This is a genomic window from Agaribacterium sp. ZY112 (assembly GCF_041346925.1).
Lineage (GTDB): Bacteria > Pseudomonadota > Gammaproteobacteria > Pseudomonadales > Cellvibrionaceae > Agaribacterium.
In genome coordinates this window covers 2,730,657-2,757,215 of the sequence record NZ_CP166840.1, presented here as the reverse complement: position 1 = coordinate 2,757,215, position 26,559 = coordinate 2,730,657, and the positions used below count along the sequence as shown (strand labels likewise).

At 44.1% G+C, this 26,559-nt stretch carries 26 protein-coding genes and 3 tRNA genes; 9 read left to right on the top strand and 20 right to left on the bottom strand.

Going from position 1 to position 26,559, the window contains the following annotated elements; translation table 11 throughout:
• Nucleotides 1-45 precede the first annotated feature (45 nt).
• From AB1S55_RS11920 to AB1S55_RS11880, 9 genes are all read right to left on the bottom strand, one after another.
• A complete protein-coding gene (locus AB1S55_RS11920; protein WP_370978406.1) occupies nt 46-924 on the bottom strand; it encodes a DUF2971 domain-containing protein in 879 nt (292 codons plus the stop codon).
• Nucleotides 925-1,051: 127 nt separating this feature from the next.
• Nucleotides 1,052-1,324 carry a hypothetical protein gene (locus AB1S55_RS11915; protein WP_370978405.1) on the bottom strand — a complete coding sequence of 91 codons (273 nt, stop codon included), beginning with the start codon at nt 1,322-1,324 and terminating at the stop codon, nt 1,052-1,054.
• 136 nt (nt 1,325-1,460) lie between these two features.
• Nucleotides 1,461-1,805 carry a TonB family protein gene (locus tag AB1S55_RS11910; protein WP_370978404.1) on the bottom strand — a complete coding sequence of 115 codons (345 nt, stop codon included), beginning with the start codon at nt 1,803-1,805 and terminating at the stop codon, nt 1,461-1,463.
• A gap of 125 nt (nt 1,806-1,930) precedes the next feature.
• Nucleotides 1,931-2,293, bottom strand: coding sequence for a hypothetical protein (locus AB1S55_RS11905; protein ID WP_370978403.1), 363 nt, complete (start codon nt 2,291-2,293; stop codon nt 1,931-1,933).
• A 127-nt stretch (nt 2,294-2,420) separates the two neighbouring features.
• On the bottom strand, nt 2,421-2,828 hold the full coding sequence (locus AB1S55_RS11900; protein ID WP_370978402.1) for a hypothetical protein: 408 nt from the start codon (nt 2,826-2,828) through the stop codon (nt 2,421-2,423).
• A 111-nt stretch (nt 2,829-2,939) separates the two neighbouring features.
• The gene (locus tag AB1S55_RS11895; RefSeq protein ID WP_370978401.1) at nt 2,940-3,341 is read right to left on the bottom strand and encodes a hypothetical protein; all 402 of its coding nucleotides are present in this window, start codon (nt 3,339-3,341) and stop codon (nt 2,940-2,942) included.
• Between the two features lie 322 nt (nt 3,342-3,663).
• Nucleotides 3,664-3,739 (bottom strand) — tRNA-His (locus tag AB1S55_RS11890).
• 57 nt (nt 3,740-3,796) lie between these two features.
• Nucleotides 3,797-3,873: transfer RNA gene (locus AB1S55_RS11885), tRNA-Arg, on the bottom strand.
• 25 nt (nt 3,874-3,898) lie between these two features.
• A tRNA-Pro gene (locus tag AB1S55_RS11880) sits at nt 3,899-3,975 on the bottom strand.
• 260 nt (nt 3,976-4,235) lie between these two features.
• Here AB1S55_RS11880 and folD point away from each other — a divergent pair.
• From folD to AB1S55_RS11865, 3 genes are read left to right on the top strand one after another with little or no spacing between them, the layout of a single operon-like run.
• Nucleotides 4,236-5,078: a bifunctional methylenetetrahydrofolate dehydrogenase/methenyltetrahydrofolate cyclohydrolase FolD gene (gene folD, locus AB1S55_RS11875; RefSeq protein ID WP_370978400.1), complete on the top strand. Its 843-nt coding sequence runs from the start codon at nt 4,236-4,238 to the stop codon at nt 5,076-5,078.
• 8 nt (nt 5,079-5,086) lie between these two features.
• A complete protein-coding gene (locus AB1S55_RS11870) occupies nt 5,087-5,821 on the top strand; it encodes a pseudouridine synthase (RefSeq protein ID WP_370978399.1) in 735 nt (244 codons plus the stop codon).
• Nucleotide 5,822: 1 nt separating this feature from the next.
• Nucleotides 5,823-6,920, top strand: a complete 1,098-nt coding sequence (locus AB1S55_RS11865; protein ID WP_370978398.1) for a class I SAM-dependent methyltransferase — start codon at nt 5,823-5,825, stop codon at nt 6,918-6,920.
• A gap of 10 nt (nt 6,921-6,930) precedes the next feature.
• Here the strand turns inward: AB1S55_RS11865 and AB1S55_RS11860 are convergent, their stop codons facing one another.
• Both AB1S55_RS11860 and AB1S55_RS11855 read right to left on the bottom strand, forming a co-directional pair.
• On the bottom strand, nt 6,931-8,673 hold the full coding sequence (locus AB1S55_RS11860) for an alpha/beta fold hydrolase (RefSeq protein ID WP_370978397.1): 1,743 nt from the start codon (nt 8,671-8,673) through the stop codon (nt 6,931-6,933).
• Entirely contained in the window at nt 8,670-9,335 is a 666-nt protein-coding gene (locus tag AB1S55_RS11855; RefSeq protein ID WP_370978396.1) for a pseudouridine synthase, read from the bottom strand. The genes AB1S55_RS11860 and AB1S55_RS11855 overlap by 4 nt, the downstream gene beginning before the upstream one ends.
• Nucleotides 9,336-9,572: 237 nt before the next feature.
• Here AB1S55_RS11855 and AB1S55_RS11850 point away from each other — a divergent pair, with 237 nt between their 5' ends.
• The 3 genes from AB1S55_RS11850 (at nt 9,573) to AB1S55_RS11840 (ending at nt 11,927) form a co-directional block, all read left to right on the top strand.
• Nucleotides 9,573-11,057, top strand: coding sequence for an FMN-binding glutamate synthase family protein (locus AB1S55_RS11850; protein WP_370978395.1), 1,485 nt, complete (start codon nt 9,573-9,575; stop codon nt 11,055-11,057).
• Nucleotides 11,044-11,583 (top strand): DUF3806 domain-containing protein, encoded by a 540-nt coding sequence (locus tag AB1S55_RS11845; protein ID WP_370978394.1) that lies wholly within the window; start codon nt 11,044-11,046, stop codon nt 11,581-11,583. The genes AB1S55_RS11850 and AB1S55_RS11845 overlap by 14 nt, the downstream gene beginning before the upstream one ends.
• Before the next feature lie 134 nt (nt 11,584-11,717).
• On the top strand, nt 11,718-11,927 hold the full coding sequence (locus AB1S55_RS11840; protein WP_370978393.1) for a cold-shock protein: 210 nt from the start codon (nt 11,718-11,720) through the stop codon (nt 11,925-11,927).
• A gap of 158 nt (nt 11,928-12,085) precedes the next feature.
• On the opposite strand, the gene AB1S55_RS11835 is transcribed toward AB1S55_RS11840, so the two are convergent.
• Nucleotides 12,086-14,011 (bottom strand): hypothetical protein, encoded by a 1,926-nt coding sequence (locus tag AB1S55_RS11835; RefSeq protein WP_370978392.1) that lies wholly within the window; start codon nt 14,009-14,011, stop codon nt 12,086-12,088.
• A gap of 242 nt (nt 14,012-14,253) precedes the next feature.
• Here AB1S55_RS11835 and AB1S55_RS11830 point away from each other — a divergent pair, with 242 nt between their 5' ends.
• Together AB1S55_RS11830 and AB1S55_RS11825 are read left to right on the top strand one after the other, a co-directional pair.
• Nucleotides 14,254-14,628 (top strand): YbaN family protein, encoded by a 375-nt coding sequence (locus AB1S55_RS11830; RefSeq protein ID WP_370978391.1) that lies wholly within the window; start codon nt 14,254-14,256, stop codon nt 14,626-14,628.
• Between the two features lie 537 nt (nt 14,629-15,165).
• The gene (locus AB1S55_RS11825; protein WP_370978390.1) at nt 15,166-17,508 is read left to right on the top strand and encodes a carbohydrate-binding protein; all 2,343 of its coding nucleotides are present in this window, start codon (nt 15,166-15,168) and stop codon (nt 17,506-17,508) included.
• Between the two features lie 77 nt (nt 17,509-17,585).
• On the opposite strand, the gene AB1S55_RS11820 is transcribed toward AB1S55_RS11825, so the two are convergent.
• The 3 genes from AB1S55_RS11820 to AB1S55_RS11810 all read right to left on the bottom strand — a co-directional run bounded on the left by AB1S55_RS11820 (nt 17,586) and on the right by AB1S55_RS11810 (nt 20,784).
• A complete protein-coding gene (locus AB1S55_RS11820) occupies nt 17,586-18,752 on the bottom strand; it encodes an ABC transporter substrate-binding protein (RefSeq protein WP_370978389.1) in 1,167 nt (388 codons plus the stop codon).
• A gap of 275 nt (nt 18,753-19,027) precedes the next feature.
• Nucleotides 19,028-20,215 (bottom strand): ABC transporter substrate-binding protein, encoded by a 1,188-nt coding sequence (locus AB1S55_RS11815; protein ID WP_370978388.1) that lies wholly within the window; start codon nt 20,213-20,215, stop codon nt 19,028-19,030.
• A gap of 239 nt (nt 20,216-20,454) precedes the next feature.
• On the bottom strand, nt 20,455-20,784 hold the full coding sequence (locus AB1S55_RS11810; protein WP_370978387.1) for a hypothetical protein: 330 nt from the start codon (nt 20,782-20,784) through the stop codon (nt 20,455-20,457).
• 245 nt (nt 20,785-21,029) lie between these two features.
• Between AB1S55_RS11810 and AB1S55_RS11805 the strand changes: the two genes are divergently transcribed.
• Nucleotides 21,030-21,719 (top strand): potassium channel family protein, encoded by a 690-nt coding sequence (locus tag AB1S55_RS11805; RefSeq protein ID WP_370978386.1) that lies wholly within the window; start codon nt 21,030-21,032, stop codon nt 21,717-21,719.
• 4 nt (nt 21,720-21,723) lie between these two features.
• Here AB1S55_RS11805 and AB1S55_RS11800 read toward each other — a convergent pair whose 3' ends face one another.
• Genes AB1S55_RS11800 through cysS form a run of 5 tightly spaced genes read right to left on the bottom strand, consistent with a single transcriptional unit; the run spans nt 21,724 to nt 26,557 of the window.
• On the bottom strand, nt 21,724-22,602 hold the full coding sequence (locus tag AB1S55_RS11800) for an SDR family NAD(P)-dependent oxidoreductase (RefSeq protein ID WP_370978385.1): 879 nt from the start codon (nt 22,600-22,602) through the stop codon (nt 21,724-21,726).
• A 29-nt stretch (nt 22,603-22,631) separates the two neighbouring features.
• On the bottom strand, nt 22,632-23,504 hold the full coding sequence (locus AB1S55_RS11795) for a S1/P1 nuclease (RefSeq protein WP_370978384.1): 873 nt from the start codon (nt 23,502-23,504) through the stop codon (nt 22,632-22,634).
• Nucleotides 23,505-23,515: 11 nt separating this feature from the next.
• On the bottom strand, nt 23,516-24,328 hold the full coding sequence (gene djlA, locus AB1S55_RS11790) for a co-chaperone DjlA (protein WP_370978383.1): 813 nt from the start codon (nt 24,326-24,328) through the stop codon (nt 23,516-23,518).
• A 58-nt stretch (nt 24,329-24,386) separates the two neighbouring features.
• Entirely contained in the window at nt 24,387-25,190 is an 804-nt protein-coding gene (locus AB1S55_RS11785) for an ion transporter (RefSeq protein ID WP_370978382.1), read from the bottom strand.
• Nucleotides 25,190-26,557: a cysteine--tRNA ligase gene (cysS, locus tag AB1S55_RS11780; RefSeq protein ID WP_370978381.1), complete on the bottom strand. Its 1,368-nt coding sequence runs from the start codon at nt 26,555-26,557 to the stop codon at nt 25,190-25,192. Before cysS ends, AB1S55_RS11785 begins: the two co-directional genes overlap by 1 nt.
• Between the last annotated feature and the right edge of the window lie 2 nt (nt 26,558-26,559).

Here is a 26,559-nt window from a genome sequence, read left to right as displayed (position 1 = left end):
CTTAAGAAGGGGCTGCCTGTAAGGCAGTCCCGCTTGCTTAATTTGTTAACTATTGATTAAGATCCGCTCTGACTGGCCATTTTCACTAACTATGTCATACATCTTTGCAGAGCTATATTTTTCTTCCATTATATTAATAATAGCTCTTTTTTCATGGCTTTCGATGCGAGCCCCGAAAGTTACAGACTCAAGCTCCTCACTATAAAATTTGTAGTCCCCAAAGTCCTTGCCCAGTTCATTATACCTCCATGTAATTACGCGCCACTCATTTTCATAAGCCCAGGATATCTGTTTTGTATAAAATATTGCCTCTATAGTTTTTTGCCTAAGCTCTCTAGTTTCACCATAAAGCAAGAAATCCTTTCCAGTTCCTATTACAGGATTGCCTTCGCTGTACTTTACAGGCTTTGCCGCGGCAAAAGGTGTGCCCATATCTTCTAAGTGCTTAAAGCCAAGAACGCACCCAGTGTGGCTGCTAGCATAGTGCGCCCACATTAACTCATTGGTTGGTGATGAGGTTAAACAAAACACTCTTGAGTATTCATTTTTAATAGATTCAGTAAAATTTCTTAAGAGACCCTCCATTGCACTGTTGTCAGATGGACAGTTCATGTGGATTACATTGAATAGTTCTTGTTTAGATGTGACAGTGCTTTTAAGTTGCTTCAATAGAGCTAGCAATAATAATGTATGCGGGGATAGGGCACTGACATCAGGCGAGTTCGTACTATAGGCAATATCGACTATAGCCAATAAATAGGAATCCCAGTCCTGGTCAAGGCCCGGAGAAAATACAGGCATAATCTTGAATTCATGTAGATCATTAAACTGACTAGGATTTGACCAGCGTAAGCGACCACTTTCTAAAACAATATTTGCTGTAGAGGCTGTTGTATATTTGTAGAGGGTTTCTGGTACTTTCAATTTTTCCCGATCTCTCCGAGATAGTTAACGCCGTTATAAGCCGCCGGAACGGCGTTGATTTGTTTGCGCTAGCGTAGCGTCTAAGCGCAAACGAAGCAACGCAGTGGAGGTCGGATTGATAACCTTGTTAACTGTGAGCTTCGATAAGATCATTGATCCAATTCTTTACTTGAGGAATAACATTATCAATTTCTGTTTTAAAGTCCTCATCATCAAAATATCCCTCGGTTTCTATTTTGTACTGCCAGTCCCGAGCCTTGGTGATAACTGAGTAAGGAACTCCCTCTAGGGATTCGATAGCATCGATGAACTTTTGAGCAAACCCATCTCGATACTTGCGGCGACTATCGTATTCGTCGATATCTTTTAGCAGTCGTATCAGGATGGCCTTGTTTGACATGAATTTCTCAGTGCTTCTATGACAGTTAACGCCGTTATAACCCGCCGTAACGGAGTTGGTTTGTTTGCGTTAGCGTAGCGCCAAAACGCAAACGAAGCAACGCAGTGGAGGTCGAGTTGATAACTTTGTTATACGATTAATCCGCTAGTCTAAAAATGAACTTTTTTTCAGCCTTACAGGGCAATTGTCTTTGGTTGAATTTCCATGCTCCTATGGCTTTAAGAGCCGATTCACCAAAGCTATCTGCGAATCTTGGTGTTGGTTCAGAGTGAACCTCTAAGACTTTAGAGGATGTGACCTCGCCAGATTTTCCAATAACGAAACTAATAGTAGCGAATCCCTGGTGCCCTGAGGGGGCTTCAATTAAAGGGTATTTAGGAGCTTCTGTTTTAATTGGGTCGATATCGATGCAATATTGATTAGCAAAACTTACCTGTGAAAAAACGATAGAACAAATAACAGTTGCTTTGAAAATACTCATAGGACAAATGTCGTATAACGCCAAGCTAAACGGCGAACGTTAGCGTGGTAAAGTGAGCGTAGCGAACCACGCTAATGTGAGTCCGAAGCAACGCGCCGTAGGTGCGTTGCTGTTTGAGCGCCTTGTTAAATGCTGCACTTGAACCCTGTTTTTAAGTATTCGTTTACCGGTGTTTCATCTTTACCAATAGTAATACAAGCCATATCAGTATCATCGGGAAAGAACACTGATACCGTTGCATCCCCTTTTGAAGTACGATGAAATAGACCGTTTCGAATGCCTTCCATTTTGATTCCGCAAACACTTGCCCACTTTCCGAATTCGATCGGAGATGTCAAAAAGTGAATTCGCGTATTATGATTATCGCCACTATAAACTACATCCGTTGAGTTAGGAGGCAAATTTACATTAACTTGTTCTTTTGAGAATTCTATACAGCTCCATGTTTTAAATGAAACAAAAAGCAAAAAAAGTACGAATATTTTCATAGGCATTTAACGCCGTTATAACCGGCCGGAACGGAGTCGTTAAAGTGTGCTATTAAAGCACACTTTAAACGACGCAGTGGAGGTCCAGCCCGTTTACGGGTGCTGGTTGATAACCTTGTTATGTGTTTTACTTTGCAAAAGTACTGCACCACGCCCCAATACCAACTATTGCGGATAAAATAGTAAACGTTAATGCAAACACTGGGAGTGCAACAGACCAGCCCTCGTGATCTAAGGCAACATATGCAAGTAAGCACGAAAGACATGCCACCCAGATAGACTGAAATATTAACGCAAATTTGAGCCTATTAGTCGACTTAAAGCTAATGGAAAAAAAGTAGAGGAACAATACAACCCAAACCGCAGGTATAAAACCAACCATAATTGCGGCGCCACGAATTGATCCATCGTCTCCCGGAACTACAGGAGTAAGAGCGACGTAAACCAGCACCAATAGAAAAGCTACGCTAGATGCTGACGCGCCGTAGAACCCTGCGAGTGTATTTTTACCTTTTACATGTGGCTCGGTGGTCATTTATAGGTACACATAACAATATTATTAGAACGCATAGGCACATCTACACACATACCCACACCTAGGAATAAATGGCTACATCTGACCACCATATATGTAGATATACCCACATCATTCTATAAAACTTGTATCCACATCTTGACACACCTCAGCAGCGCCGTGAACTATTCTATCGCATAGAGCTAAAGCCACTGCGTCTGTGTATTTCAACAACCACAGTTTTAGTTGGGGGCTCCAAACAGCCTTGTTGGCCATTATTTTTTGGCGTAGTTCGCGCTCGCGGTAGTGCACACGGATGGCGACGACTGATTTTCTCTGTGCACTAAGTGGCCCGTGAAGGTTTAAGTTGCTGGGTGTCTTTTTTCTACGCTCAACTTCTAACTCAACGGTGGTGACGGTTTCATTACTGCTGGCATCGTAGCGATAGCGAACGGCAACAAGCCTATCGCCCCACTTTCTCTCAAAGCGACGCGCGCCCTGCTGCCCTTTACGCATAGTTTTAGTTACCTTCATGGCTTCCCTGCCTAGTGAATTGACTTATTCTTAGCTTAGTCGAGACACAAAAAAGGAAGAGGCTTACGCTCCACACTGCCGGTCACCGTCGAGCCAGTTGGCGGCATTTAGCCGCTATCATGCCGGTGCATTCACCACCAAGCAGAAGAAGCATTGTAATCGCCGAGTATAATCAAGACCTAAACATACAAAACCAAGCATTTGTTTATATACAAGCAGCAACATTCAGTGGCGAGTAATAAACTAAAAAGAAATAGAAACTAAGTAGAATAAATCTGAGACGATAAACAGAAGTAGATAACAGAGGGGAGAATGGTATAAATGGGGTGGCTGACGGGGCTTGAACCCGCGACAGCTGGAATCACAATCCAGGGCTCTACCAACTGAGCTACAGCCACCATAGATATGCACTTATCATGCATTACGTTTACCCTGAAGTTCGATGGGATGCCAGATGGCACGCCCGACAGGATTCGAACCTGTGACCGACGGCTTAGAAGGCCGTTGCTCTATCCAGCTGAGCTACGGGCGCTCGACGGATCTGGGTAAATCGAAAATGGTCGGAGTGGAGGGATTCGAACCCCCGACCACCTGCTCCCAAAGCAGGTGCGCTACCAGGCTGCGCTACACTCCGAGCTATCTAGCTAGAAGACCGAGGCCCCCTAAACAAGAGACGCGCACTATACCGACGAGTTTTTCACTCGTCAACGCCCTCCTCTATCTTTTTTTTATGTTTTTTAAACTTTTAAGACATACAGATTAAGAAGCAGTTATCCAGCAAACACTTTGCTCACTTTACAAACAAAAAGACGGTTTTCTTATATAAAAGCTTGTTTGTTTCACGCTTAAGCTGTGGGAAAATGCCGAGCAAAATGACTAGCTAAGGTAGAACCCATGACGGCAACTATACTCGACGGTAAGGCACTGGCCAAAAAGACCGAAGAAGAATTAAGCCAACGCGTACAAAAGCTAGCCGAAATCAGTGGTAGTACCCCTATTTTGGCAACCATACTTGTAGGCGCAGACCCGGCATCGGCCACGTATGTAAAGATGAAGGGCAACGCATGTTCACGCATTGGTATGGAAAGTATTCGTGTTGAAATGTCAGAAACAACCACAACCGACGAGTTATTGGCCAAAATCGATGAACTAAACAATAACGATGCCGTGCACGGTATTTTATTGCAGCACCCTGTGCCCGCTCAAATTGATGAGCGCGCTTGTTTTGACGCGATTGACGCACGTAAAGACGTTGATGGAGTCACCTGTTTAGGTTTTGGCCGTATGGCCATGGGTGAAAAAGCCTACGGATGTGCCACCCCTGCTGGCATTATGCGCCTACTTGAGGCCTACGATATTCCTCTTGAAGGCAAACACGCCGTCGTTGTTGGCCGCAGCCCTATTCTAGGTAAACCTATGGCGATGATGTTGCTTAACGCCAATGCCACTGTGACTATTTGCCACAGCCGCACTCAAGACCTTGAAAAGCACATCGCCCAAGCAGACATCATTGTTGGTGCCGTAGGCAAACCCGAATTCATTAAAGCCGACTGGATTAAAGAAGGTGCGGTTGTTGTAGATGCTGGCTACCACCCAGGTGGTGTAGGTGATATTGAGCTTGGCCCTCTTGCAGACAAAGCCAGTGCCATCACCCCAGTACCAGGAGGTGTCGGTCCGATGACTATCAATACACTCATCTACCAAAGCGTTGAAAGCGGCGAAGGCTTTTTAGGCTAATTTCCCGCGTGCGCTTAGATAAATACTTGGCCTCGAATACGGCCCTTAGCCGTAACGAGGTCAAGCAAGCGCTCAAATCAGGTCGTGTCAGCCTCGACGGCGACATCTGCCGCAGCGCCAAGCAACACATCGCACCTGAACAAAACCAAATCGAGCTCGATCAAAAACGCATAAATCCCCTGGGGGAACTCTACTTAATGCTTAACAAGCCTAAGGCCTATGTTAGCGCACGTAAAGATGCTCAACAGCCTTGTGTTTTTGATCTACTTAGAGCCGAAAACAGCTATGCAAACACAATTAGCGAGCAGCTCTTAAAAGCCCACACAGCCAAACTCAGTATTGTTGGGCGCTTAGATCAAGACACCACAGGTCTATTACTGTTAACAACCGACGGCCAGTGGAATCACCGAATTTGCTCCCCAAAAACAGAGTGTATAAAAACCTATATTGCCGATCTCGCCCGGCCACTGCGTGATGATGCCGAACAATTGTTTGAGCAAGGTTTACAGCTACACGGTGACAAAGAACTCACAGCCCCTGCAACACTTAAACGCCTTGATGCACAAAAAGCCTGCTTGAGTATATATGAAGGCCGCTACCACCAAGTCAAACGCATGTTTGCAGCCATTGGTAATCATGTCGACAAATTGCATCGTGAAAGCATCGGCAAACTTAAACTCGACACCCAACTACAAGCAGGTCAGTTTCGCCTGCTTAGCCCCGACGAAGTAGCTCTTTTTTAATATGGATTCTGTTAATCGTTTATTGCTCGAACAATTACAAAGCTTACTTGCCCAAGATAGCGAATCGAGGTGTCTTTTAATTGCAGATGAAAGTTTTGACACAAACAGCCTAGCCAAGCTCAAGTACCCACAGCTTCATTTGTTAAGCATGCGCTTTGACACACATAGCGCGGCGCTTGAAGCAGGTATCCATAGTCACTTTGCCGATATGAAACTCGAACAAAGCAATCAACATTTCAACCATGTTTTTTTTCGAGTGAGTAAAGAGCGATTAGTTAGCCACCGTGCGATCAATATTAGCGACAAGGTTTTATTAACTCATGCCCAACTGCACGTATTTGGCCGCAAAGATGATGGCATCAAAAGTTATGTCGATAAAACTAAAAAGCAGCTCGGCTTTAGTGGCAACTTAAAAAAAGACGGCGAAGCCTACTCTGCCACACTCACCAAGCTTGCTCACACAGGGTCAAAAGCGCTTGATGATGCAAACTACCCTGAGCTTCGCTTAATCAAAGAGCTAGAAATACTGGGCAGTAGCTACCAACTATTTTCAAAACCCGGTGTTTTTGGCTGGAAAAAAGTAGATACAGGCAGTCAGTTTTTAATCGACACCCTAATTCAAGAAAAAGACAACGCTAAAACAAGGCTTATAAATATCGATGAGCACTCTAAAGCCCTCGATTTAGGCTGTGGCTCTGGCCATCTAAGTTTTGCCTTACATGCCTTAGGTTTTAAACAGCTAGTGGCAAGCGATAACAACTCAGCAGCCCTACTTGCCTGCGAACAGAACTTCACAGTCAATAAATTCAAACAAGAAGGCTTTAATTACCAATGCAAGGCTGGTGATGCTGCACTTAATATTAAAGACGAATTTGATTTTATTATTTGCAACCCGCCCTTTCATAAGGGCAAAGATCACAGCCTTGATCTAACAGCCCATTTTGCCAAGGCCATTAGCTTACGCCTTAAGAAAACAGGGCAAGCATGGCTTGTATGCAATTCCTTTGTCGGTATGGAGAAGAAGCTTCAATACGAAGGTTTAAAGGTAGAAAACATCAACAATAATGGCAGCTTTAAAGTACTCAAAGCCCACTTCTAAAAAAGCCTATTTAAAAACCATTATTGTCATCAAGGTCGTTTCTTTTAAACTCCACCCTTAAATCACGCTGCTGCTCTGCGCTATAAGTGGCCAGAAGCTCACAACTTAGGCTGCCAATAGCACCCTGCTTAGTCACAAAAGCACTGAGTATATTGGCGCTACAAGGCCAGTCCAATAAGGGTGTATGCGCCTGCATAGGGAAATACATAAGTTGAGCTCGAGGATAAAATTGGAGCAGTTCTTCCGCCCACTCATTGGGTGTCACTAAATCAAAGTGACCAGACACAAGTAATACCGGTTTTTCTAGGGGCTTATTCTTTTGTATTTCACTCGCCAACGTGAAAACAGGGTACGCACATAGATCATTTTCCCACCACCACTGCCAGTCCATGCCACTGTAATTGTCTTGAGCTGCTAAACGCTCAAACGTCACCTTTTGTGGTTTAAGCGCATCTTGGCAGTCGGTTGCTATAAAATTCAAACTATTAAAATCTGGGTCAAATGCATTGTTTAAAAACAACTCTATCACTTGCGCAAGCTCGATCCACGCTTGGCTGCCAGTCTCAATATTTGCATGTGCAATGGCATATAAACCTGTATACCAAAGCCTAACGTCACTGGGGTTATACAACTGGTTAATATGCAAGTTATATAAGCGCTGAGCGTTTAAAACAAAATTCACCTGTTTGGAAGTAGACCAATGAGTCACAGAAAAAGATAAGCTCTGTTGATTTAATTGTTGCTGAGCTTGTTTATATATAGCAGCATAATCGTAATGCGAACCCATTTTTTGATAAGCCAAGTCTTGATGCAAGTTTAGGCTCCTTGGCGCCATTTCAACAAAGCTTAAAAAACCACCATGTGGCGGTGGAAAAGCACTTTCAAGAATCAGTGTCTGCACCTTTTTATGCTCAGCAGCAAACATCGCCACACGCGTACCATAAGAGGCGCCCCAAAGATTAATCGCTGAATAAGGCAGTGCATCCAGTAAAGACGACATAAAATCGACATTGCGCTTGGTTGTAAAACTAGCTAGGCCAGACTCATCATAAGCACTCTTAATTAAACGCTGGTGATACTGCTCTAAGCACTGATTTAATACCGGGTCGAGCTCGGCGGCTTCTTCTTCAGCACTGATATCTAAAGCCAGCAACTTAAACGATAACTGTTCATAGGGCTTACAACGCCAATCAATCGATGAACCATGGGTTGCAGGAGGGTCATATAGCACCAGATCGAAACTAGGCTGATGCTCTGCGTACCAATCTAACCACAGCTGCAACCAATAGTCAGAGCTTAAGGCCCCCTGACCCGGCCCCCCAGGAATATAAACGACAGCAGTACGCTCTTCTTTGCCTATTTTTGAAATACGTGAATCCGCATCGGTAACTCGATTTACTTCTGTTGGCAAAAGCTCATTAGTATGTTCTTTAGCTAAGGGTTTACTGCCCTGCCTCAATCGCTTGCTCGCCCTATTGGCCTTAGCCTCAGTCGGCGGCACATTAGAGATAATCGCAACACGCGTTTGGTGTTTTCTATCGAGCTCCCTAAACCGATAACAACGAAGGTTTAAACCATGGCGCTCGTACCATGCGGAGCACGAACGTAAAGCAGATAAGGCCTGAGCTTGTGCTAAAGAGTGAGGCTCACCACTACCAGTAGACTGTTTGTTATCACAAGCAAAGAGCAACGATAGAAGTAATAAAGACAATAAATAGGGAATACAAAACACAACGGAGCAATGTTTCTTCACAGTGCGGCTCGCAAAGAGGCCTTATTGTTAAAAGCCGCTACGGTCTCTGTTTGAAAAAGCGCACCACTGTTTGGCCAAAGATGGAAATAATACGGTGTGCCTAACAATTCAAACTCAAGACTATAAGCATGTAAATAAAGCCTATCAGCTTGCTGCCCACCATAACGCTCGTCGCCGACAATAGGGCTGGATAGCGCCTTCATCGCCACACGTAGCTGATGTGTCTTACCAGTATAGGGCTTTAATAAACATAAACGCCTGCGCTCGCCCAAAGGCCAGCTAACAAACTGAGTTTGAGCTGGATTTTCCATCGTTGGGCACAGCTTCCAGTTACCAGAACGGCTCGGTTTCATATCCCCCTTGACCCAACCGCCCTTCTTTTTTGGTTTTGCTCCCGCCTTATAGTGCACAATCGCCAAGTAGCGTTTCTCTATCGTTTTCTTTTCAAAGCACTGGCTAAGCAGGCTATTAGCTTGGCTCGTTTTCGCCACCAGTAATAAACCGCTGGTGGCTTTATCCAATCTGTGCACTGGATGGGCCTTCTCTATGCCCTGCTGTTTACAAAACAGGCTGACTAGCCCTTTACTATCGGCCTCATCATTGACGGCAATACCACAGGGTTTATTAAGCAAGTAAAAGTGCTCTGTTTCATGCAATAGCATTGGTTTACCTAGTTTTAATGAATACGTGCAGTATTAGAAAGCACAAAAAGTCGCCCACCAAGGACAACAGCCCCTGACCGGCAGCTAACGAGCTAACGAATTTAGCAATAGCCAAAGACTGGATATAGCAAACGAAAAACACGCCAGAAAACGATATACTTTATCGCTTGATGACAGCGCCCTTAAGTCGCAAGAATGCGCGCTTATTGATACAGCCAAACCATGTAGCGATAGATTATGAACGATCATTTTGCCCTGACCCTAGTTGGATATCTAGCCTTAGCCTTTAGCTCGATCATTGTGCTTGGTTTTTTCTACGTTATCGTTTTGTACTTTGTAGATATCAACCAGCACAAACACACCATCCGCCACAATTACCCTGTTGTTGGTCGCTTCCGTTATGTATTTGAGCATCTTGGTACGTTCTTTCGCCAATACTTCTTTGCCTTAGATCGGGAAGAACTGCCTTTTAACCGCGCCATTCGCAGTTGGGTCTATCGCGCGGCCAAAAAAGACAAGCTAAGCAATGCCTTTGGCTCTAGCAATGATTTAAGCAAAACCAATTTACCCATTTTTCTTAATTCCCCCTATCCGGTTCTAGATGAAGAGCAAAAACCCAGCCTGCCTCCTTTAATAGGCCCACACTGTTCTGCGCCTTACCAACCTTCAAGCTTTTTTAATATCAGTGGCATGAGCTTTGGCGCACTAAGCAAAGCTGCAGTGCTCTCGCTTTCCTCTGGTGCAGCTAAAGCAGGCTGCTGGATGAACACCGGTGAAGGCGGCCTTTCCCCCTACCATCTTGAAGGTAAGTGTGACCTTGTCTTTCAGATTGGGACGGCGCGCTACGGCGTTCGTCATGCTGATGGCAGTTTAAATAAGGAACGCTTACTTGAACTTGATGCTATGGCCAATATAAAAATGTTTGAAATTAAACTCAGCCAAGGCGCTAAACCTGGTAAAGGCGGGATTTTACCGGCAGACAAAGTCAGCGCCGAAATCGCTATGATTCGTGGCATTGAACAAGGCCAAGCCTCAGTCAGCCCCAATCGTCAGCCCGACATCCACAATGATGAAGAGCTCCTTAGCTTTATCGCAGAGCTAAAGCTGCTGCTTAGCAAGCCGGTTGGCATCAAGTTTGTATTAGGTGAGGCTCAGTGGATAGATGGCTTATGCGAGAAAATAAGCCGAGGCCCACAAACACACAGCCCAGATTTTTTCACCATTGATGGTGCCGAAGGCGGTACTGGTGCGGCCCCACAAGCCTTAATGGACTTTGTTGGCCTGCCCCTTCGCTACAGTTTACCGCTTGTACGAGCAGCCGTAGACAAGTACAAGCTGCAAGAGCAGATACGAATCATTGCCTCTGGCAAACTCATCAGCCCATCGAGTGTCGCCTGGGCTTTGGCCTCTGGGGCAGACTACTGCACCAGTGCTCGCGGTTTTATGTTTTCTCTTGGTTGTATTCAAGCGATGCAGTGTCACCAGAATACCTGCCCAACAGGAATCACGACTCAAGACGAAAAACTGCAAAAAGGTCTAAATCCCACATTAAAATCAACCCGCGTTGCGAACTATCATGATAACCTCGTCTCTAATGTTGAGGTTATTGCTCATAGTTGCGGCCAATCGTGCGCAAGTGAGCTCAATAACAGTAACATTGGCGTGATTAACACCAACGATAACTTCAGTCATACGAATTTGATAAACCATGTCTCTAGCTAAACACTGCTCAGTTCTTGCTCTTTGCTTTTGCTCAATTGCCAGCCAAGCGCAGATCACCTTTGGCCCTCAATACGAAGAAAAAAAAGCAGAAGCAGAAACCCGAGAGCTAAACCTGATGAACCACCAGTTTCTCGACCGCCAACGTGCTGTGGCCGATGATCTACTCAGAAGCAAGCTTGGGCGTCAGCTACACCAGACACGAAACGACCTTTATCTGATTCAGCGTATGATCGATCGAGGTTATCTTGAAGGCGCTGATAAAGGCACCCTACAAGCGTTTGGTGCCGCCATAGGTGATGTCTATGCACATGAAAATAAACACTTAGATTGGCGAGTTTACGAGGATGAACTCGGTGCATCTCATGCTGTTTGTGTTGACGATACCCAGCACTGCATATTCCCCATGACCTTACTGTCACGGCGCATGCAGGTTGGCGTTCGACCCGATGTTGTTAAGATCTATGGCAATGTTCTGGAGTCCATCAAGCCTCATATACCACGCCTACCCTATTCGCGAGATCAATAAGCGTTTAGATATTGTCATATAATGTTCACACCCTACTTTTATTATGTCCTCGCTGAGCGAGGCGACTGCAAAGAGAAAGATGCATGCTAAGCCAACTGACCAAATTATTTAGTATTTTTAGAAAGGTACAACCCATGTCCGAAACACAAACCGGCACCGTTAAATGGTTTAACGAATCCAAAGGCTTTGGCTTTATTTCTCGTGAAAACGGCGCAGATCTTTTTGTTCACTTCAGCAGTATTACTGGCGAAGGCTTTAAAACCTTGAAAGAAGGCCAAAAAGTTAGCTTTACCGAAACGGTTGGCGCTAAAGGCCCGCAAGCAGAAAACGTTCAAGCACTCTAGTTTGGGCTTGTACTGAGCGAGTACAGCTAGCTTTACTCGCTCTAACCTAGCCCCCCCTCGCTTAGCTCATTCATACTATTCGGAAGCCCAGTTAAAACGCATCCCAAGCAAAGCCAAAGCACTGTTCAATTATTACACACAAACTTAGGCGCTTAGAGCTAGTCATTAATAACAGTCCAATCTTCAACATCCTGATTAGTAAAGCCACTCTCTAAAAAAGCGCGCTTAATGACTGAGTTTTCCCTAAGATTCTTAATGCCTTGGTTTAACATCTCAAATATTTTACCGTCGGGATCTGACTTTCTAGAAACCAAAAAGACTCTCTCAGAGTCGAGGCGAATTTTTATACCCTGAATTGGGTACAAAACCTGATCGCCATCGGTGATAGCCATTTGATGCTGCCGAGTAAAATCACTCAACATATAATCTCCTCGGCCACTATGAATCATTTTAAGAATCGACTGTGAAGAATGAACATCGCGTTTATTTGTAACCCCCATTAATCTCAACGCTTTAATATCAACCATCCAGTCGGTTGGTGTTAACGCAGTATATCGTCGAAGATCAGCTACAGTTTTTACTTGCATCGTTTCAAGCTTTTTTTCGGAGGTATAAACCCCTTTAAAGTATTCCCCCTTTTTAATGACGGGTTCTGTCGCATAAAACACAGCATCATCAACATCTTCAGCCCACGCACTTTCAGCCATCATGTGCGCGCTCCCATTTCGAACAAGCTCTAAGGAGCGGGTATAATTTGGGGCAACAACAAAACGAATAGATATATCTTTATCTACAGATCTAAACGCCTGACAAATCAGAATCAACTCAACAACTGCGCGTGAATAGAGCTGAGCGGAACTATAATTTTTTATGTCTTCACAGCGCCGCCCCTTTGAGCGAGTCTCATAGAGAAAGGCATCTGAGCTTATACTGCCAGAAGAAATCACAATCTCCTTGGGTTGAGACGAGTCCGATTTGATAACACCACTCATCGCTCCCTTACTATCAGGCCCCAGCTCTATGGACTCCGTCGTCAAGGGTTTGTTTTTTATGATCGTTATGGGTGCAATACCCGGTACGTCGTATATTTTCCCATCGGTTGAATCAAATTTTGCATACAAAAAATACAGCTCATTATTAGGCAGTTCTGTAGATGGAATGACATCACTGAGCGGGATTAATACCTGAGACACCCCAAACTGCTTACCAATAACACTTCGATCATAAACAATAATATCCGAAATGATATTCCAATCTCTGTCTACACGACGGAGAAAATAGCCAATACCATTATTAGATTTATCAACCGCATCCCCTTCTCCTGCATTAAATTTTGCCGATACATGCATCGACTCGCCTGAGATGTATATGGTTTCTGCGTATTGGCCAAGATTTTGTAGTTTAAGAAAAGGCTTACTGGATTCCTCGAGCTCATCAACTTCGGCAAGTAACGGTGTGGTTATCTTTGTTTTTCTGCCTGTTGTTGTTGCGTTATTATCGACAATAAAAATTGGAGCGATACCTGGCACCCTGGTGGTCACGCCGTTAGATGCAGTGAATCGGGCAAACAGTAAATAGAACTCATCCGTAGGAAGCTCAGGTGAGGGAAGAATACCACGTAAAGGGATAGACACCGATGATAAGCCACGTCGCTTACCAACCGCCTTTTTATCATTGATGACTAACTCAGAAATAACTTCCCATTTGTCACTCACCCGCCGCAATGAAAATTCAATACCATTGTTCTTATCACTAATGACATTACCTTCACCGGCATCAAATCGGGCCGAAACGTTCAACGAGCCCCCAATAAAGTAAGTGCTATTTAGATACTCGCCAGCAGGTACAAGGTGAAGCTTAGCGTTAGCCGAAGTACTTGCCCTTTTAGAGCCTTGATCAACACGGGCGATGTCAAAACGAGAAGTAAAGGCATCCGCCCTGCTTTGCCCCTGAGTTGTTAAGTCAAAACTGCTACCCAGCTTCTCAGCATGAACCCCATAAGCACCAAGAGAGAGAAGGCAAATAATGCAACTTATAATACAGCACGTTTTCATTGAAATAACTTTATCTATTAATAGCCCCATCTAGTATAGACTCCTGAGCCCCCATTCATAGTATTCATGGGAGCCAGAGGGCATAAACTCGCTTAAGCGGCGATACTGATCAAGCCTTCCCCCCGCCTATTTGCTCAAGACAGCAACAAAGCTAAACTAGCTTGCCCCGCCACAAGGTCCAAATATAAAAGCTACATGATACTTAGCATTCATACTCTTACCTTCTTGATGTGTTTCGACTAAGCTTGTTGCAAGCGCGGTAAGATCCCAATATGTCGATGAAAAAGCCCTTATTACTTAGTTTAGGATGTATCTGTGTCGCCCTTGGCGTCTTAGGCATCTTCCTACCCTTACTTCCCACCACGGTATTCTTGCTTGCAGCAAGTTGGTGTTTCGCACGCTCTTCAGAGCGTTTTCATCGATGGCTTTATAGCCACCCCAAACTCGGCCCCTTTATTAAAGCGTGGGAAAGTGGCGAAGGCTTAAGTATGCCGCTGAAATGTCGTATTAGCACAATACTCTGGGTAGGTATGTTCATTTCTATACTTATCGTTCAAAAGCTATTCGTAACTCTAATACTTATAAGTATTGGCATCGGCGTCACCATTTGGATATGGAAACAGCCCACACCAAAAGAGCAGAAATAACAGGTATTAACCCAACACCATCAAACAGATGATTAAATACATTCACATAGCCAAGAAGGCCCCAACTTTATTCGGTTTTTTATAAATCTAAGATTGTATTACTTCAATAATCATTCAAAGCCCTTAACCCTGCTATTTATCTCAAGTCTAGAATCAACAACATTCTTCAAATTCAGCCATACATTATCCCTCATACTTTTATCTGAGGATATCAACAGATAAACGCCATAAAAAACAACTAACAAACATAACGCGTCACAAAGAAAAAATAAAACACCAACAAACCCCCAAACTGATCACAGTTCAAACACACCCAAAAGACAAACAAGAAACTTTTAGTAAAATACATAGGGCAAGCGATCTTTGTATTTAGACTAACCATCTATTTAATCACTGCAGACAAACCTGAAGCACTGATTAACACATCAAACATTCACCCATATGAATGCAGCTTCAATAATTCATAACACAAACCGGATATACCCGAACACTCAAAACAGACAGAAACTTTAAAAAAATAATTAATAAGGAATGAAAATGAAAAATAGAAACAGTAAGGATCACATAAGAGAAAAGCACAAAAGAAACAAACCAATAAAATCAAAACTTAAAAACAACCTCTTATATGCAACGGCAACACTATCCCTAGCCTTTGCACAATCCGCGCTATCACTTCAAGAGAGTGACTTCTACACAGCCAGTCACAGCAGCGCTTCAGTTAACTTAGTCAACGACTACGGTGTCGATAACAACTTTGCAACCGACGACAGTCAAGCCTTACAAAGAGCAATAAACGACATCAGCTCTTCTGGAGGCGGCATTATTAAAATCCCTTCGGGTAATTATTCATTTGCAAAAGTAAAAATGAAATCAGACGTTCGCCTAGAAATAGACTCTGCAGCGACAATCCGTCCAAGCCATGTAGCATCAGGTAATTACAGCATATTTGATTTCGGTAATTTTGATAAAAGCACGGTTAAAAATGTAAGCATCGCAGGGGTTAATGGGCAATTTAAAATTGATTTAAGAAATGTAGTTAACGGCAACGTATTTGCTTTTACCTTTAGCCGAACTGAAAACTTTAACGTTGAAAACGTTTACATTCATGATAAAAACACAAAATTTCAATCCTTTGGTTTTGGTCATACCACGGTTAACTCAAACCACTACGTTCCTCGTAACGGCTTAATTAAAAATGCGCATGCAGAAAACACTCATTACGGTTATGGTTTAGTCCAAATACAAGCCGGTGAAAACATCTTATTTAAAGATATTTCAGGTACCGGTGGTGTCACTTTACGCTTAGAGAGTGGCTGGTCTGTCATGAATAAAATTCAGCCTGCTTCACGCACACCTAAAATCGATGCGATTTATGCTAGAAATGTGAGCTGCCAAGATGGTCAGGCTGCCCTATTCCTTATGCCTCACACTATCGACCAAGGTTTCTTTGACGTCAGAGACGTCACCAGTAACAGCTGTGAATTTGCAGTTAAAACAGAAAAAGGCTGGGTTAATCAAAACTTCTATGCCGGCATGGGATTAACTGAAGGTAGTTTCTCCGAAGACTCTATTGTCGACAACATTAAATCCACCTATGGTCACACTGCCGAAATTCGAGCCATCATGCAGCGTTTTATCCCTTGTGATTTAAGAGACAAAATTGGCGCGGCTGGTGACAACGAAGAAATGAACGTGGCGCCTGCGATAGCCGCTGTGGGTGACTTTGCTGCAGGTTTGTGGCGAGGCGATAGACCTCATGAGCCCGGCGCTTACCGCATTCAATATTCTAATATTCAAACCAGCGGTTATCTAAACAAGGTACCCGATGTAATGGATGGAGATTATTGTGACTATGAACAGTGCTCAAAGTCGGTATGGATTCCTTCGGATGCACGTGGGACCTTTGGTGCTTGTGGTCTGGAATCAAATGTCATCAGCGGCCCAAGTACTCCTAACCCAATACCCAGCTCTGTGCCCAGCCCCACCCCAAGCCCTAACGCTCCCACACCAGCGCCAAGTCCAAGTTCGGCGCCTGAAATAGCCAAGGCAGTTTATTTACTGAAACGTAATGCAGCCTCTTTTGCTATCGATGCTGGCCCAGGTGGTGCAAATGGCCAAAATACCTTTTTATCTAGCGCCAGCGATAACAGCCAAAAACAGCAGTGGGTAGAGATAGACCGCGGTAATGGTTATTACTCATACCAAAAAAGTGGAACGCAGTTCTGCTTAGATGGAGGTAATGGCGGTGCCAACGCTCAAAATGTTTATCTATGGCGCTGCGCCAATAACAACTACAACCAACATTGGCGTAAAGTGAATATTGGTAATGGTTACGCTCGTTTTGAAAAACGTAACGCCCCAAACTACTCCATAGATGGCGGTAACGGTGGCTCGAACGGTCAGAACATTTACCTATGGGAGAGTAACGACAACAATCAAAACCAACATTGGTCATTTGAAAAAAGCATTACTAATGAAGCCATGGACATGCTTGTTGAAACTGAAAACTTCATTTCTACAGGAGGGACTCACGCAGGCTTCCAAACTTATTCGATCAATGGCGGTAAAGCCATTAACTGGAACCAAACGGGGGACTGGGCCGATTATAAGCTCACTATCGCGACAGCCGGTGACTATCAAATCACTCTGCTAGCCTCAACCCCCACCAATAATGCAAACGCGGAAATCCTTATTGATGGTAGTTTGGCCGGTAAGGCCAGTATTGCTAATAATGGCAGTTGGGATAAATTCCAAAGCACGCTTGTTGTAGACTCTGTTTATCTATCAGCCGGTTCTCATACATTGAGATTACGCAGCGCAGGAGCAAAAAATGCGTGGCAGTGGAATGCAGATTTAATCAAACTCAGCCCCCTAAATTAAGCAAGCAAAGGCATAAACAAAACAGACAGGGGCACTAAGCTCTTTGTCTGTTTTGCTTAACTGTTTTGTTAATTATGCTAGTTACTAAAAACTTTGAGCCTCAAGCTTTCCAGTCTCTGAGCACAGCGCTTAACGTCTCTATCTCGCATAAAGTCGATAAAGATCTCTGGTGTGTGTTGGGCAAAATCAAAGCGGGTATCTCTATCAAAATACTGAATGCCACCAGGCGAGGATCGCAAATACGAGTCCTGAGTAACGGCCAATTTATCATTGGGTGGTTGGCTCAACTTATTCGCCGACGTTAAACGGTTTGTGCTATTAAAGCCCTCTTGGAATTCAGCCGACGCTAAAAAATCCAACATAAGCTCTAATTGCTCACTCCACTGAGCGTACGCAGGAACCATAAACACCTCTACAGGTGCAACCGTGTATTGAGGAATGTCTTTATTGATACTTGGAAATTCAGCAAAAGCAAAATCACCATCGAACTTCTCCGGCAAGCGCGCTCGAGAGAAAGTCAAAATCATAAATGCGCGCTCATGATAAAGAAGAGGAAACGCGCTATCTTTTGTAAATTCATCAAAATTAGCGTTAAAACAGCCTTTATCCAACAACTCTTTCCAGTGCTCTAAGCTCGAGATAACCCCACTATCTAAAAAGGAAATATCGCCATCTAATAAGGCCCGATGGTATTCAAGGCCATTAACTCTAAGATTTAGATAATCAAACCAACCGTGAGACATCCAAGGTGTTCTAGCCCCAAAGGCAAAAAGCGTGGCATCGCTCTGTTTTGCTTTTGCGCAAGCCTGCAGTAAAGAAGCCCAGGTATCAGGAACAGCAATGCCTTTATTGTGCATACTCGAAACACGATAAAACATGCCCCACAACTGCTCAATAACAGGGATACCATAAATACCACCATCAAACTCAACGGCTTTACGGCCCGGAGCAGAAAAAAACTTGTCGTACTGCTTTGCCTTCCAAAAAGCACTGATATCTTTTAACAAACCTCGATCAGAGTAATATTTCACCTGCTGACCACCGTGCCAATAAAGCACATCAGGACCCTTACCTTGACTTAACCACTGATCTACTTTTTTTGTATATTCTTCACCGTGATGCAGCTGAAGATCTAGGTCAATATCGGGATATAAACTACGAAAGCGATTCATTTCATCCATAATGGCATGGCGATGATCGCCATTCACAATGTAGAAACCCGCACTGAGACTCTTTTCCGCCACAACCTGAGCAGGCGATAACAGGATAAAGATGTATATATAAAAGACTAAAAACCTCAAGCTGCCTTACTCCAAATCAGACCGTTTAATGGTGCATTCCTAGCTACTAACTTTAGGTGGCCGCCATCTTACGCGAAATACGTGCTTAGTTTTAGTGCAAGATCTATAAAGCTTTATTCAAGGGGCTATGAGAGATATCAGCAATCAACCGTGTGACAGGCATCGCTTAATCATCTTTGAAACTATGCGCGCACACGAACTTAAGGCGCCTAGGAACGTTATTGACTAAAGACCTTCAACCTTAGACTTTCCAACCTATGCGCACAGCGTTTCACGTCTCTATCACGCATAAAATCGATAAAGATCTCTGGTGTATGCTGAGCAAAATCAAAACGGGTATCTCTATCAAAATATTGGATACCACCGGGCGATGAGCGCAAATACGCGGCTTGGCTCGCCGTTAATCTAGTAGACGGTGTTTTTCCGAATTTATTAGCAGAAACGACACGGGTTGCCTCATTAAAACCATCCTGAAAATCTGCAGATGCCAAAAATTGCAGCATAAGTTCAAGCTCAGCCCGCCAATTAACATAAGTCGGCACGATAAACACCTCCACTGGAGCAAGTGTGTATTGAGGAATGGATGGATCAATACTAGGGAAAGCGGCAAAATCAAAATCGCCCTCAAGCTTTGCAGGAACTCGCGACAAGGAGAAATTCAACATCATTAAAGCCCGCCCGTGATACATTAAAGGAACAGCGCTATCCCTAGAGAAATCATCGATATTGTCATTAAAACAGTCCTGCTCGAGCAGTAACTTCCAGTGCTCTAAGGTATTGATGACCCCTTTATCCAAATACGATAAATCACCACTTAGCAAAGCCCGATGATACTGTAAGCCATTGATTCTAAGGTTTAAATAGTCAAACCAACCATGCGCCATCCACGGAGTTTGTGCTCCAAAAGCAAAAAGCCTCACTTGTTGCTCTTTTGCTTTAGCGCAGGCATTGAGCATAGATTCCCAAGTATCAGGTACGGCTATGCCCTTCTGCTTTAGTAATGACACTCGGTAAAAGATACCCCAAAGCTGCTGCATAACTGGAATACCATAAATGGCGCCACCAAATTCAACAGCCTGACGGCTTGCCCCAGCATACAAGCGATCGAAGTTGTTTTTCTGCCAAAAGGCAGCCAAGTCTTTGAGCTGACCTTGGTCGGAATAGTATTTAATTTGCTGCCCGCCGTGCCAATAAAGCACATCAGGGCCACTGCCACTACCTAACCACTGCTCTACTTTTAGAGGGTATTTTTCACCGTGGAAGAGCTGAACATCCAATTCAATATCAGGGTGCAGATTACGAAAGTGGTTCATCTGATCCACAATCGCTTTGCGATGACTGCCGCTTTCTATATAAAAAGCAATGCTCAGGTTCTTATCAACCTGAGCGGAGGAAGGCTGAGGCATGACAAAAAGCCATAAACAAAGAACTAAAAACCTCAAGCCCAACTTACCTCCATATTAGACAGCACTATAGGAAGCATAGGCGCCTATTACGTTTTAAGCAGCCCAGCTTATCAAATAAATGTTACTTTAGATGACAGATCGTCTTTCGGCACTGAAGATCAAGCATCACTTCTCAAGCTGGTGCTATAAGTACAGACTGTTTTGTACTTCACTCACCTTTGGCATACTTCAATAGAATTTTATCTATCCAAACAGAAGGTAAAACACGGGTTAGAAAAGCCATAATGTATGGTTGGTTTGCAGACATAATAATGAGCCTTAGGTTTTGGGCTCTCGAGGGCATGAATGAGTTTAGCAACGACAGCTTCAGGTCCCAGCGTAGAACTGGATGTAGGCCCCTCTTTGCTCAGCCGAGCCATTGCAGCGACATAGCACCAGCCATGACGGCTCTTATCAAAATCGATATTTTCTTCCAAGGCAATTAAGGCATTCGCCCGAAAAGAACTAAGAATAGGTCCGGGTTCTATCAAGCTAACTTTTACACCCGTATCAGCCAGCTCCATACGCATGGTTGAGCTTAAACCCTCCAATGCAAACTTAGTCGTGACGTAGGCACCGCGAATCGCAGGAGTATAACGTATCCATTTTAATTATGGACAACCCAATTGTTCACAACTTCTTATTCTTATGGTTGAATTGAGTACAACAAAGTCAATTGAATCAAGATGTTACGAAAGTGCCTCAAATAGACAGTAAAGACCGAAAGCATCCTAGATGGTTGTGGCTTCTAATAGGAGTCCCATCAGGGGCGGCTATGATGAAATTAATCGACCTATTTTCACTCCCTGATACAGTTGGGCGTAATGCGGTAATAACGTTGTTGTTCGTCGCGGCTTTATTGTCCTCACTAACTTATATGATCGCACGTACATTCGGTCGCCTAGTAATGCTCATGAGCGTGAGTCTGCCGCTGATAATCATTTTCTATGCCCTTGTGTATCTGAAGTTAGATCTCACAGGCCCTGAAGGTGAAAATATCAAGAACCTCCCAACGATGATCTATTACTCATTAGTCACATTCACCACACTAGGATATGGGGAGATTACACCAACAAGTACAGCAGCAAGATTAATGGCTGGTAGTGAGGCCCTCATCGGATTGTTGTACACAGGTATTCTTATAGGCTCAACAATGGCTATTGTCATTAGGTGGAAAGAGAGAAACATCTACAAAGACCATGAGAAAATTGAATCCATAAAAGAAGCAGCCGACAAGTCAAACCAGGATTTAGAAGAAATAAAAAAGCAGATGATCAGTTACACATTCTCCCTCAAAGATGTTGATGGTAAGACTCTTGAGATTAGCGGAGATAATCTGTCTGTAGACTCAGAAGTATGGAATCTCGACTTCATTGCTGGCGAACACATGACCATTGATTCAGATGTTGCCCTGGAACTATCTGACAATAAGTTAATTCTTTCCACCAAAGAAGATAAGCCTTAATTTATCACTCACCCTTTGCATATTTCAGTAAGATTTTATCTACCCAACGGCTAGGCAGTATTCTGGTCAACACAGCCATTACATATGTGGGGGTGGTTACATAGTAGTGCTTCTTGGGGGTGGGGCTCTCTAATGCGTGAATCAGCTTATCTACGACAGCCTCAGGTGGCAGAGTCGATTTAGATGTAGCACCCTTCTTGCTCAGCCGAGCCATTGCAGCGACATAGCGCCAGCCATGACGGCTCTTATCAAAATCGATATTTTCTTCCAAGGCAATTAAGGCATTCGCCCGAAAAGCACTAAGAATAGGTCCGGGTTCTATCAAGCTAACTTTTACACCCGTATCAGACAGCTCCATACGCATGGTTTTACTTAAGCCCTCTAGAGCAAATTTGCTAGCCACATAAGCACCACGCATGGGCATGCCAATAAAGCCCAGAATCGAACTGTTTTGAACGATACGTGCATCACTTTTTTCTAAAAGCGTAGGTAGTAACAATGCTGTCAGCTCGTGAGTGCCAAACAAGTTGGGCTCGAACTGTTTGCGCAGAGCATCGCGACTTAAGTCTTCTACTGCACCTGGCTGCCCATAAGCGGCATTATTAAACAATGCAAACAGAGTATCACCATATTCCTCGATCACACGCTTGGCAAAAGCCTGAACGGATTCAGAGCAGGATAAATCTAAAGGCCAAACAACATCATTATCCGAAAGCCTTAAGCTATCTTTTACACTTAGGTCTCGAACACCAGCAACGATATGGTAACCTCGCGCCGACAGTAGCTCTGCGGCAGCCTTGCCAATGCCTGTTGAACAGCCACTTATAACGAGAGTTTTATGATTGTTTTTGTTAACGCAGTTCTGCTTAATAGAGCCCATCATTGCCTTTTTAAACCTGTGTAATGCAAACCTTAGTTCTTAACTTGCTGTCTCTGCCAATGCTGATCTAAAGCGTAATAAACACGGCTAACGGCTTTTTCTAAACGTTGCCGCGCAACTTTGTCACCCCACTTTTGATAGTTAGAATGCGGCATGCGGTTTTCATTGGTTTTATATACATCCTTAGCGAGCTGCTGACCTTCAGCAAGCACAAGGTTCATCTGCATACTCATAGGTAAAGAAGAAGCAGCCTGCAAAGGCATAGCGTTAAAAAAACGGCTGTCTTTAGCCGCACTAAAAGCGGAATCCCAATAGCTATGCAAGTTCATCACGCAATGACCTGCACGCTTAAGCAAACAGAAGTCATTACCTCCTCGATCGGTTTGGCAATTTGCTCTGACCAAGGTCGCGGTATGCAATGGTTGATGTGCATCTTCGAGTAAATGAATATAAAAAGCCAAAGACAACGCTTCTTGCTCTGGGCTTAGTTGCTCACTTTTCAGCGCCGAGTCCAAGGCCACAAAAGCCGCTTCAAGCTGTCCCTTATTTGCCACTTTACATTTTTCAGCACCTTCGGATCGTACAAGGTAAGCATTGCTCCAATGCCACTTTGAACTATCAGTAGCAGAAAAAGCCCGTAAGGAATCGGGGATTTGCTGCTGATAAAGCTCAGCAAGATTATCTCGCTTAACACTGTCGACCCAAGCGCTTAAGTCTGCAAAAGATAGATCTTGGCGAGGCATGTATTTAAGTAGCTCAGAATAGTAGTGCTGCTGCTCTGAGCTCAGACGAACAAAAGCCGCATCTGAAATTTGTCTGTGTACTTGCGCCGACCAAGCCTGCGCAAACGATGAAAGCAGAAAAAAAGCAAGCAAACTAAAACATGTGGTTAACCGCTTATTCACTCGCTTTGCCCCTACTTTCGACTTTTCTTTACAAGATCGTAAGCGGTTTGAATCTCTTGCGAGCGCTCAGTAGCCTGTTTAATCATCGCCTCTGGTAAGCCACGGCCAGCCAATTTATCCGGATGATTTTCACTCATCAATTTACGGTAGGCGCGCTTAAGCTCATCGTTACTCACACTTTGCTCTACACCTAATGCCTTATACGCTAAAGCCAGATCTGAAGCCGAGTTGCGTTGCGAATAAGCTCCCCCTTGCTGATACTGACCAGAGCTTTGTTGCTTTTCACGAAATGCCATTTGCGCTTTGATCATGCCCAGCAACTGCTGAAACATAAAATTGGAAAAACCAATTTGAGAAGCAACTTGGGTTAAGACCTGTTCCTCGGCAGGATCCAGCTGACCATCAGCAAAAGCCAAGGTAATTAGGTAGCTTAAATACTGACGTTTAAGATCCCCATAGCGACCGCATACATCACTAAACTCGTGTAAAGCGCCGTGTAAATCAAAGTTATCGGCCTTACCCTGCTGAAACAAGGTAATGGCTTCCGAACGCTGAGTTTCACTTAAGCCCATACGACGAATCATCTCATCCGTGCTGGCAATTTCGGCTTCACTCACACGGCCATCAGCCTTAGCCAAATAGCCTAACACAGGAAATAAAGCACTAAAAAAAGCGTGCTCAACTTTAGCGCGCTCTTCTGGGCTAAAACTCTGTTTAATCGAGCTGCGCCCCTTGTCAAAAAAGTAGCCTGCAAAAAAACCCAAAAAAGCGCCTATAGGCCCAAGGGTTAACCAACCAATGGCAGCACCAATAAACTTTCCCACATTTCACCTCAACATTCGTTTAAATATAGCCAGCGATAAACAGCCAAGTACTAAAAGATTATTTGTGTTGCTGCTTCAATAAGTCTTGCAAGCTGCGTAGCTCAGCACGCACCTCGCTTAACTCTTTAGTAATACGTTCATGCGGATCTTCTTCAGCTGCGCGCTGCTCTTTTTCTAATACGCTGACCACAATACCAATCACCATATTTAAAAAAGCGAAAGCCGTTAAAAAGATAAAGCTGATAAAGAATGTCCAACTCAAAGGGTAAACCGCTTGAGTTTCATACATTACATCAGTCCAATCCTCAAAGGTCATCACCCTAAACAAGGTCAGCATACTGATGGCGATATCGCCCCAGAGCACCTCGTTGATACTGGCAAAAAAAGTAGAGCCGACGGCCGCATAAATATAAAAAATAATAAACAGCATTAAAGCGACATAACCAAGCTGCGGCAGTGCTTTAAGCAAAGAATTAAGCAGCATTCGCAATTCAGGAATAATACTGACCATCCTGAGCACTCGGAATATACGCACCAAACGCCCGACAATCGCAAGCTCACTATCATCAATCGGAATAATACTTACCAGTACGATCAAGGTATCAAAAACATTCCAACCTTTAGTAAAAAAACGTTTTTTATCCTCATCACCAATAAATCGAATGGTGATTTCAATCATAAAAAAGGCGGTAATACCCCAATCTAAGATACGTACAAACTTATCAATAAAAGGCGGGATTTCGTAGGTTTTTACACCGATGACCAAAGCGGAAAATATAATGACCGCAATCACAAAGGTTTCAAAAATTTTGTTTGCACGTAGTCGTGAAAACCTAGCCTCAATAGCTCGATAATTAGTCATTAAGCGCGTCGCCAAGTACTGCCTGTTTTACTGTCTTCCAAAACGATGCCTAGCTCTTTGAGCTCATCGCGAATTTCATCCGCCCTAGCCCAGTTTTTAGCAAGCTTTGCTTCATCTCGCTCTAAAACCAAGGCGTCAATAGCGGCGTCATCATCGCTGGCTTCACCTTTAAACCAAGTTTCAGCATCCACGGAAAATAACCCCAGTAGCTGACCAAGCTTTAACAAGCTTGCACGGGTTTCAGGTTTCGCGTTCTCACCATCTCGGTTTAATTCTTTCGCTAAAGCGTGTAATTCACTGATCGCCAAGGCGCTGTTTAAATCGTCAAGCAAGGCGTTAAAAGCGGCATGCTCTTTAATATCAACCTCAACACTCGGCAACGATGCACTGCTGCGCAAGGCCGTATACAAACCATCGAGAGAGGCTTTGCTTTGATCAAGTAAACTGGCTGAGAAGTCGAGCTCTGAGCGGTAATGTGCCGACAGCAATGCAAAGCGGATTACCTCTCCGTGATACTGCTCCAACAAACCTCGTACCGTGCGGAAATTGCCCAAGGACTTAGACATCTTCTCGCCATCAATATTGATATAACCATTGTGCATCCAGTATTTTACAAACTGTTTGCCACCGTGAGCACACTGGCTTTGCGCCCGCTCATTCTCATGATGAGGAAAAACAAGGTCGCGACCACCACCGTGAATGTCGATGCTCTCACCCAAGTGCTCTGCGATCATGGCAGAGCACTCAAGATGCCAACCAGGGCGACCACGGCCCCAAGGGCTGTCCCAACCGGGCTCATCATTGGAACTTGGCTTCCACAAAACAAAGTCACCCCCGTATTTTTTATACGGAGCCACTTCCACGCGCGCACCTTCAAGCATGTCTTCTAAGCTGCGATTACTGAGCTTGCCGTAATCATGCATAGAGCGAACATCAAAGAGCACATGCCCTTCTGCCGCATAAGCGTGGCCTTTATCAACCAAGCTTTGAATCATATCGAGCATGGGCTGGATGTGATCTGTCGCTTTAGGTGAAAGGGTTGGCTGCAACACATTAAGCGCGGCCATATCAGCCACATAAGCATCAGCGTATTCATTTGAAATGCTTTCAATTGAACGCTGGCTTTCAGCTGCCGCTTTCATGATTTTATCGTCGATATCGGTGATGTTACGCGCGTAAACCACCTCGGGATAAAGCGTATCTAATACACGCTTTAATAAATCAAAAATAACTGCTGGGCGCGCGTTGCCAATGTGCACAAGGTTGTACACGGTAGGCCCACACACATACATCAGTACACGCTCTGGGTTAAGAGGTTCAAAGGGCTCTTTGCTGCGAGTCGCGGTATTGTAAATTGTAAAAGTCATCG

Bases quoted from the DNA above. Each gene is read 5' to 3' on its own strand.
- AB1S55_RS11910 (WP_370978404.1), bottom strand. From the start codon at position 1,805: ATGAGTATTTTCAAAGCAACTGTTATTTGTTCTATCGTTTTTTCACAG.
- AB1S55_RS11800 (WP_370978385.1), bottom strand. From the start codon at position 22,602: ATGATGGGCTCTATTAAGCAGAACTGCGTTAACAAAAACAATCATAAA.
- cysS (WP_370978381.1), bottom strand. From the start codon at position 26,557: ATGACTTTTACAATTTACAATACCGCGACTCGCAGCAAAGAGCCCTTT.
- AB1S55_RS11865 (WP_370978398.1), top strand. From the start codon at position 5,823: ATGGATTCTGTTAATCGTTTATTGCTCGAACAATTACAAAGCTTACTT.
- folD (WP_370978400.1), top strand. From the start codon at position 4,236: ATGACGGCAACTATACTCGACGGTAAGGCACTGGCCAAAAAGACCGAA.
- AB1S55_RS11905 (WP_370978403.1), bottom strand. From the start codon at position 2,293: ATGAAAATATTCGTACTTTTTTTGCTTTTTGTTTCATTTAAAACATGG.
- AB1S55_RS11830 (WP_370978391.1), top strand. From the start codon at position 14,254: ATGTCGATGAAAAAGCCCTTATTACTTAGTTTAGGATGTATCTGTGTC.
- AB1S55_RS11805 (WP_370978386.1), top strand. From the start codon at position 21,030: ATGATGAAATTAATCGACCTATTTTCACTCCCTGATACAGTTGGGCGT.
- AB1S55_RS11895 (WP_370978401.1), bottom strand. From the start codon at position 3,341: ATGAAGGTAACTAAAACTATGCGTAAAGGGCAGCAGGGCGCGCGTCGC.
- AB1S55_RS11785 (WP_370978382.1), bottom strand. From the start codon at position 25,190: ATGACTAATTATCGAGCTATTGAGGCTAGGTTTTCACGACTACGTGCA.
- AB1S55_RS11840 (WP_370978393.1), top strand. From the start codon at position 11,718: ATGTCCGAAACACAAACCGGCACCGTTAAATGGTTTAACGAATCCAAA.
- AB1S55_RS11915 (WP_370978405.1), bottom strand. From the start codon at position 1,324: ATGTCAAACAAGGCCATCCTGATACGACTGCTAAAAGATATCGACGAA.
- AB1S55_RS11835 (WP_370978392.1), bottom strand. From the start codon at position 14,011: ATGGGGCTATTAATAGATAAAGTTATTTCAATGAAAACGTGCTGTATT.
- AB1S55_RS11855 (WP_370978396.1), bottom strand. From the start codon at position 9,335: ATGCTATTGCATGAAACAGAGCACTTTTACTTGCTTAATAAACCCTGT.
- AB1S55_RS11850 (WP_370978395.1), top strand. From the start codon at position 9,573: ATGAACGATCATTTTGCCCTGACCCTAGTTGGATATCTAGCCTTAGCC.
- AB1S55_RS11825 (WP_370978390.1), top strand. From the start codon at position 15,166: ATGAAAAATAGAAACAGTAAGGATCACATAAGAGAAAAGCACAAAAGA.
- AB1S55_RS11845 (WP_370978394.1), top strand. From the start codon at position 11,044: ATGTCTCTAGCTAAACACTGCTCAGTTCTTGCTCTTTGCTTTTGCTCA.
- AB1S55_RS11900 (WP_370978402.1), bottom strand. From the start codon at position 2,828: ATGACCACCGAGCCACATGTAAAAGGTAAAAATACACTCGCAGGGTTC.
- AB1S55_RS11815 (WP_370978388.1), bottom strand. From the start codon at position 20,215: ATGCCTCAGCCTTCCTCCGCTCAGGTTGATAAGAACCTGAGCATTGCT.
- AB1S55_RS11810 (WP_370978387.1), bottom strand. From the start codon at position 20,784: ATGCGTATGGAGCTGGCTGATACGGGTGTAAAAGTTAGCTTGATAGAA.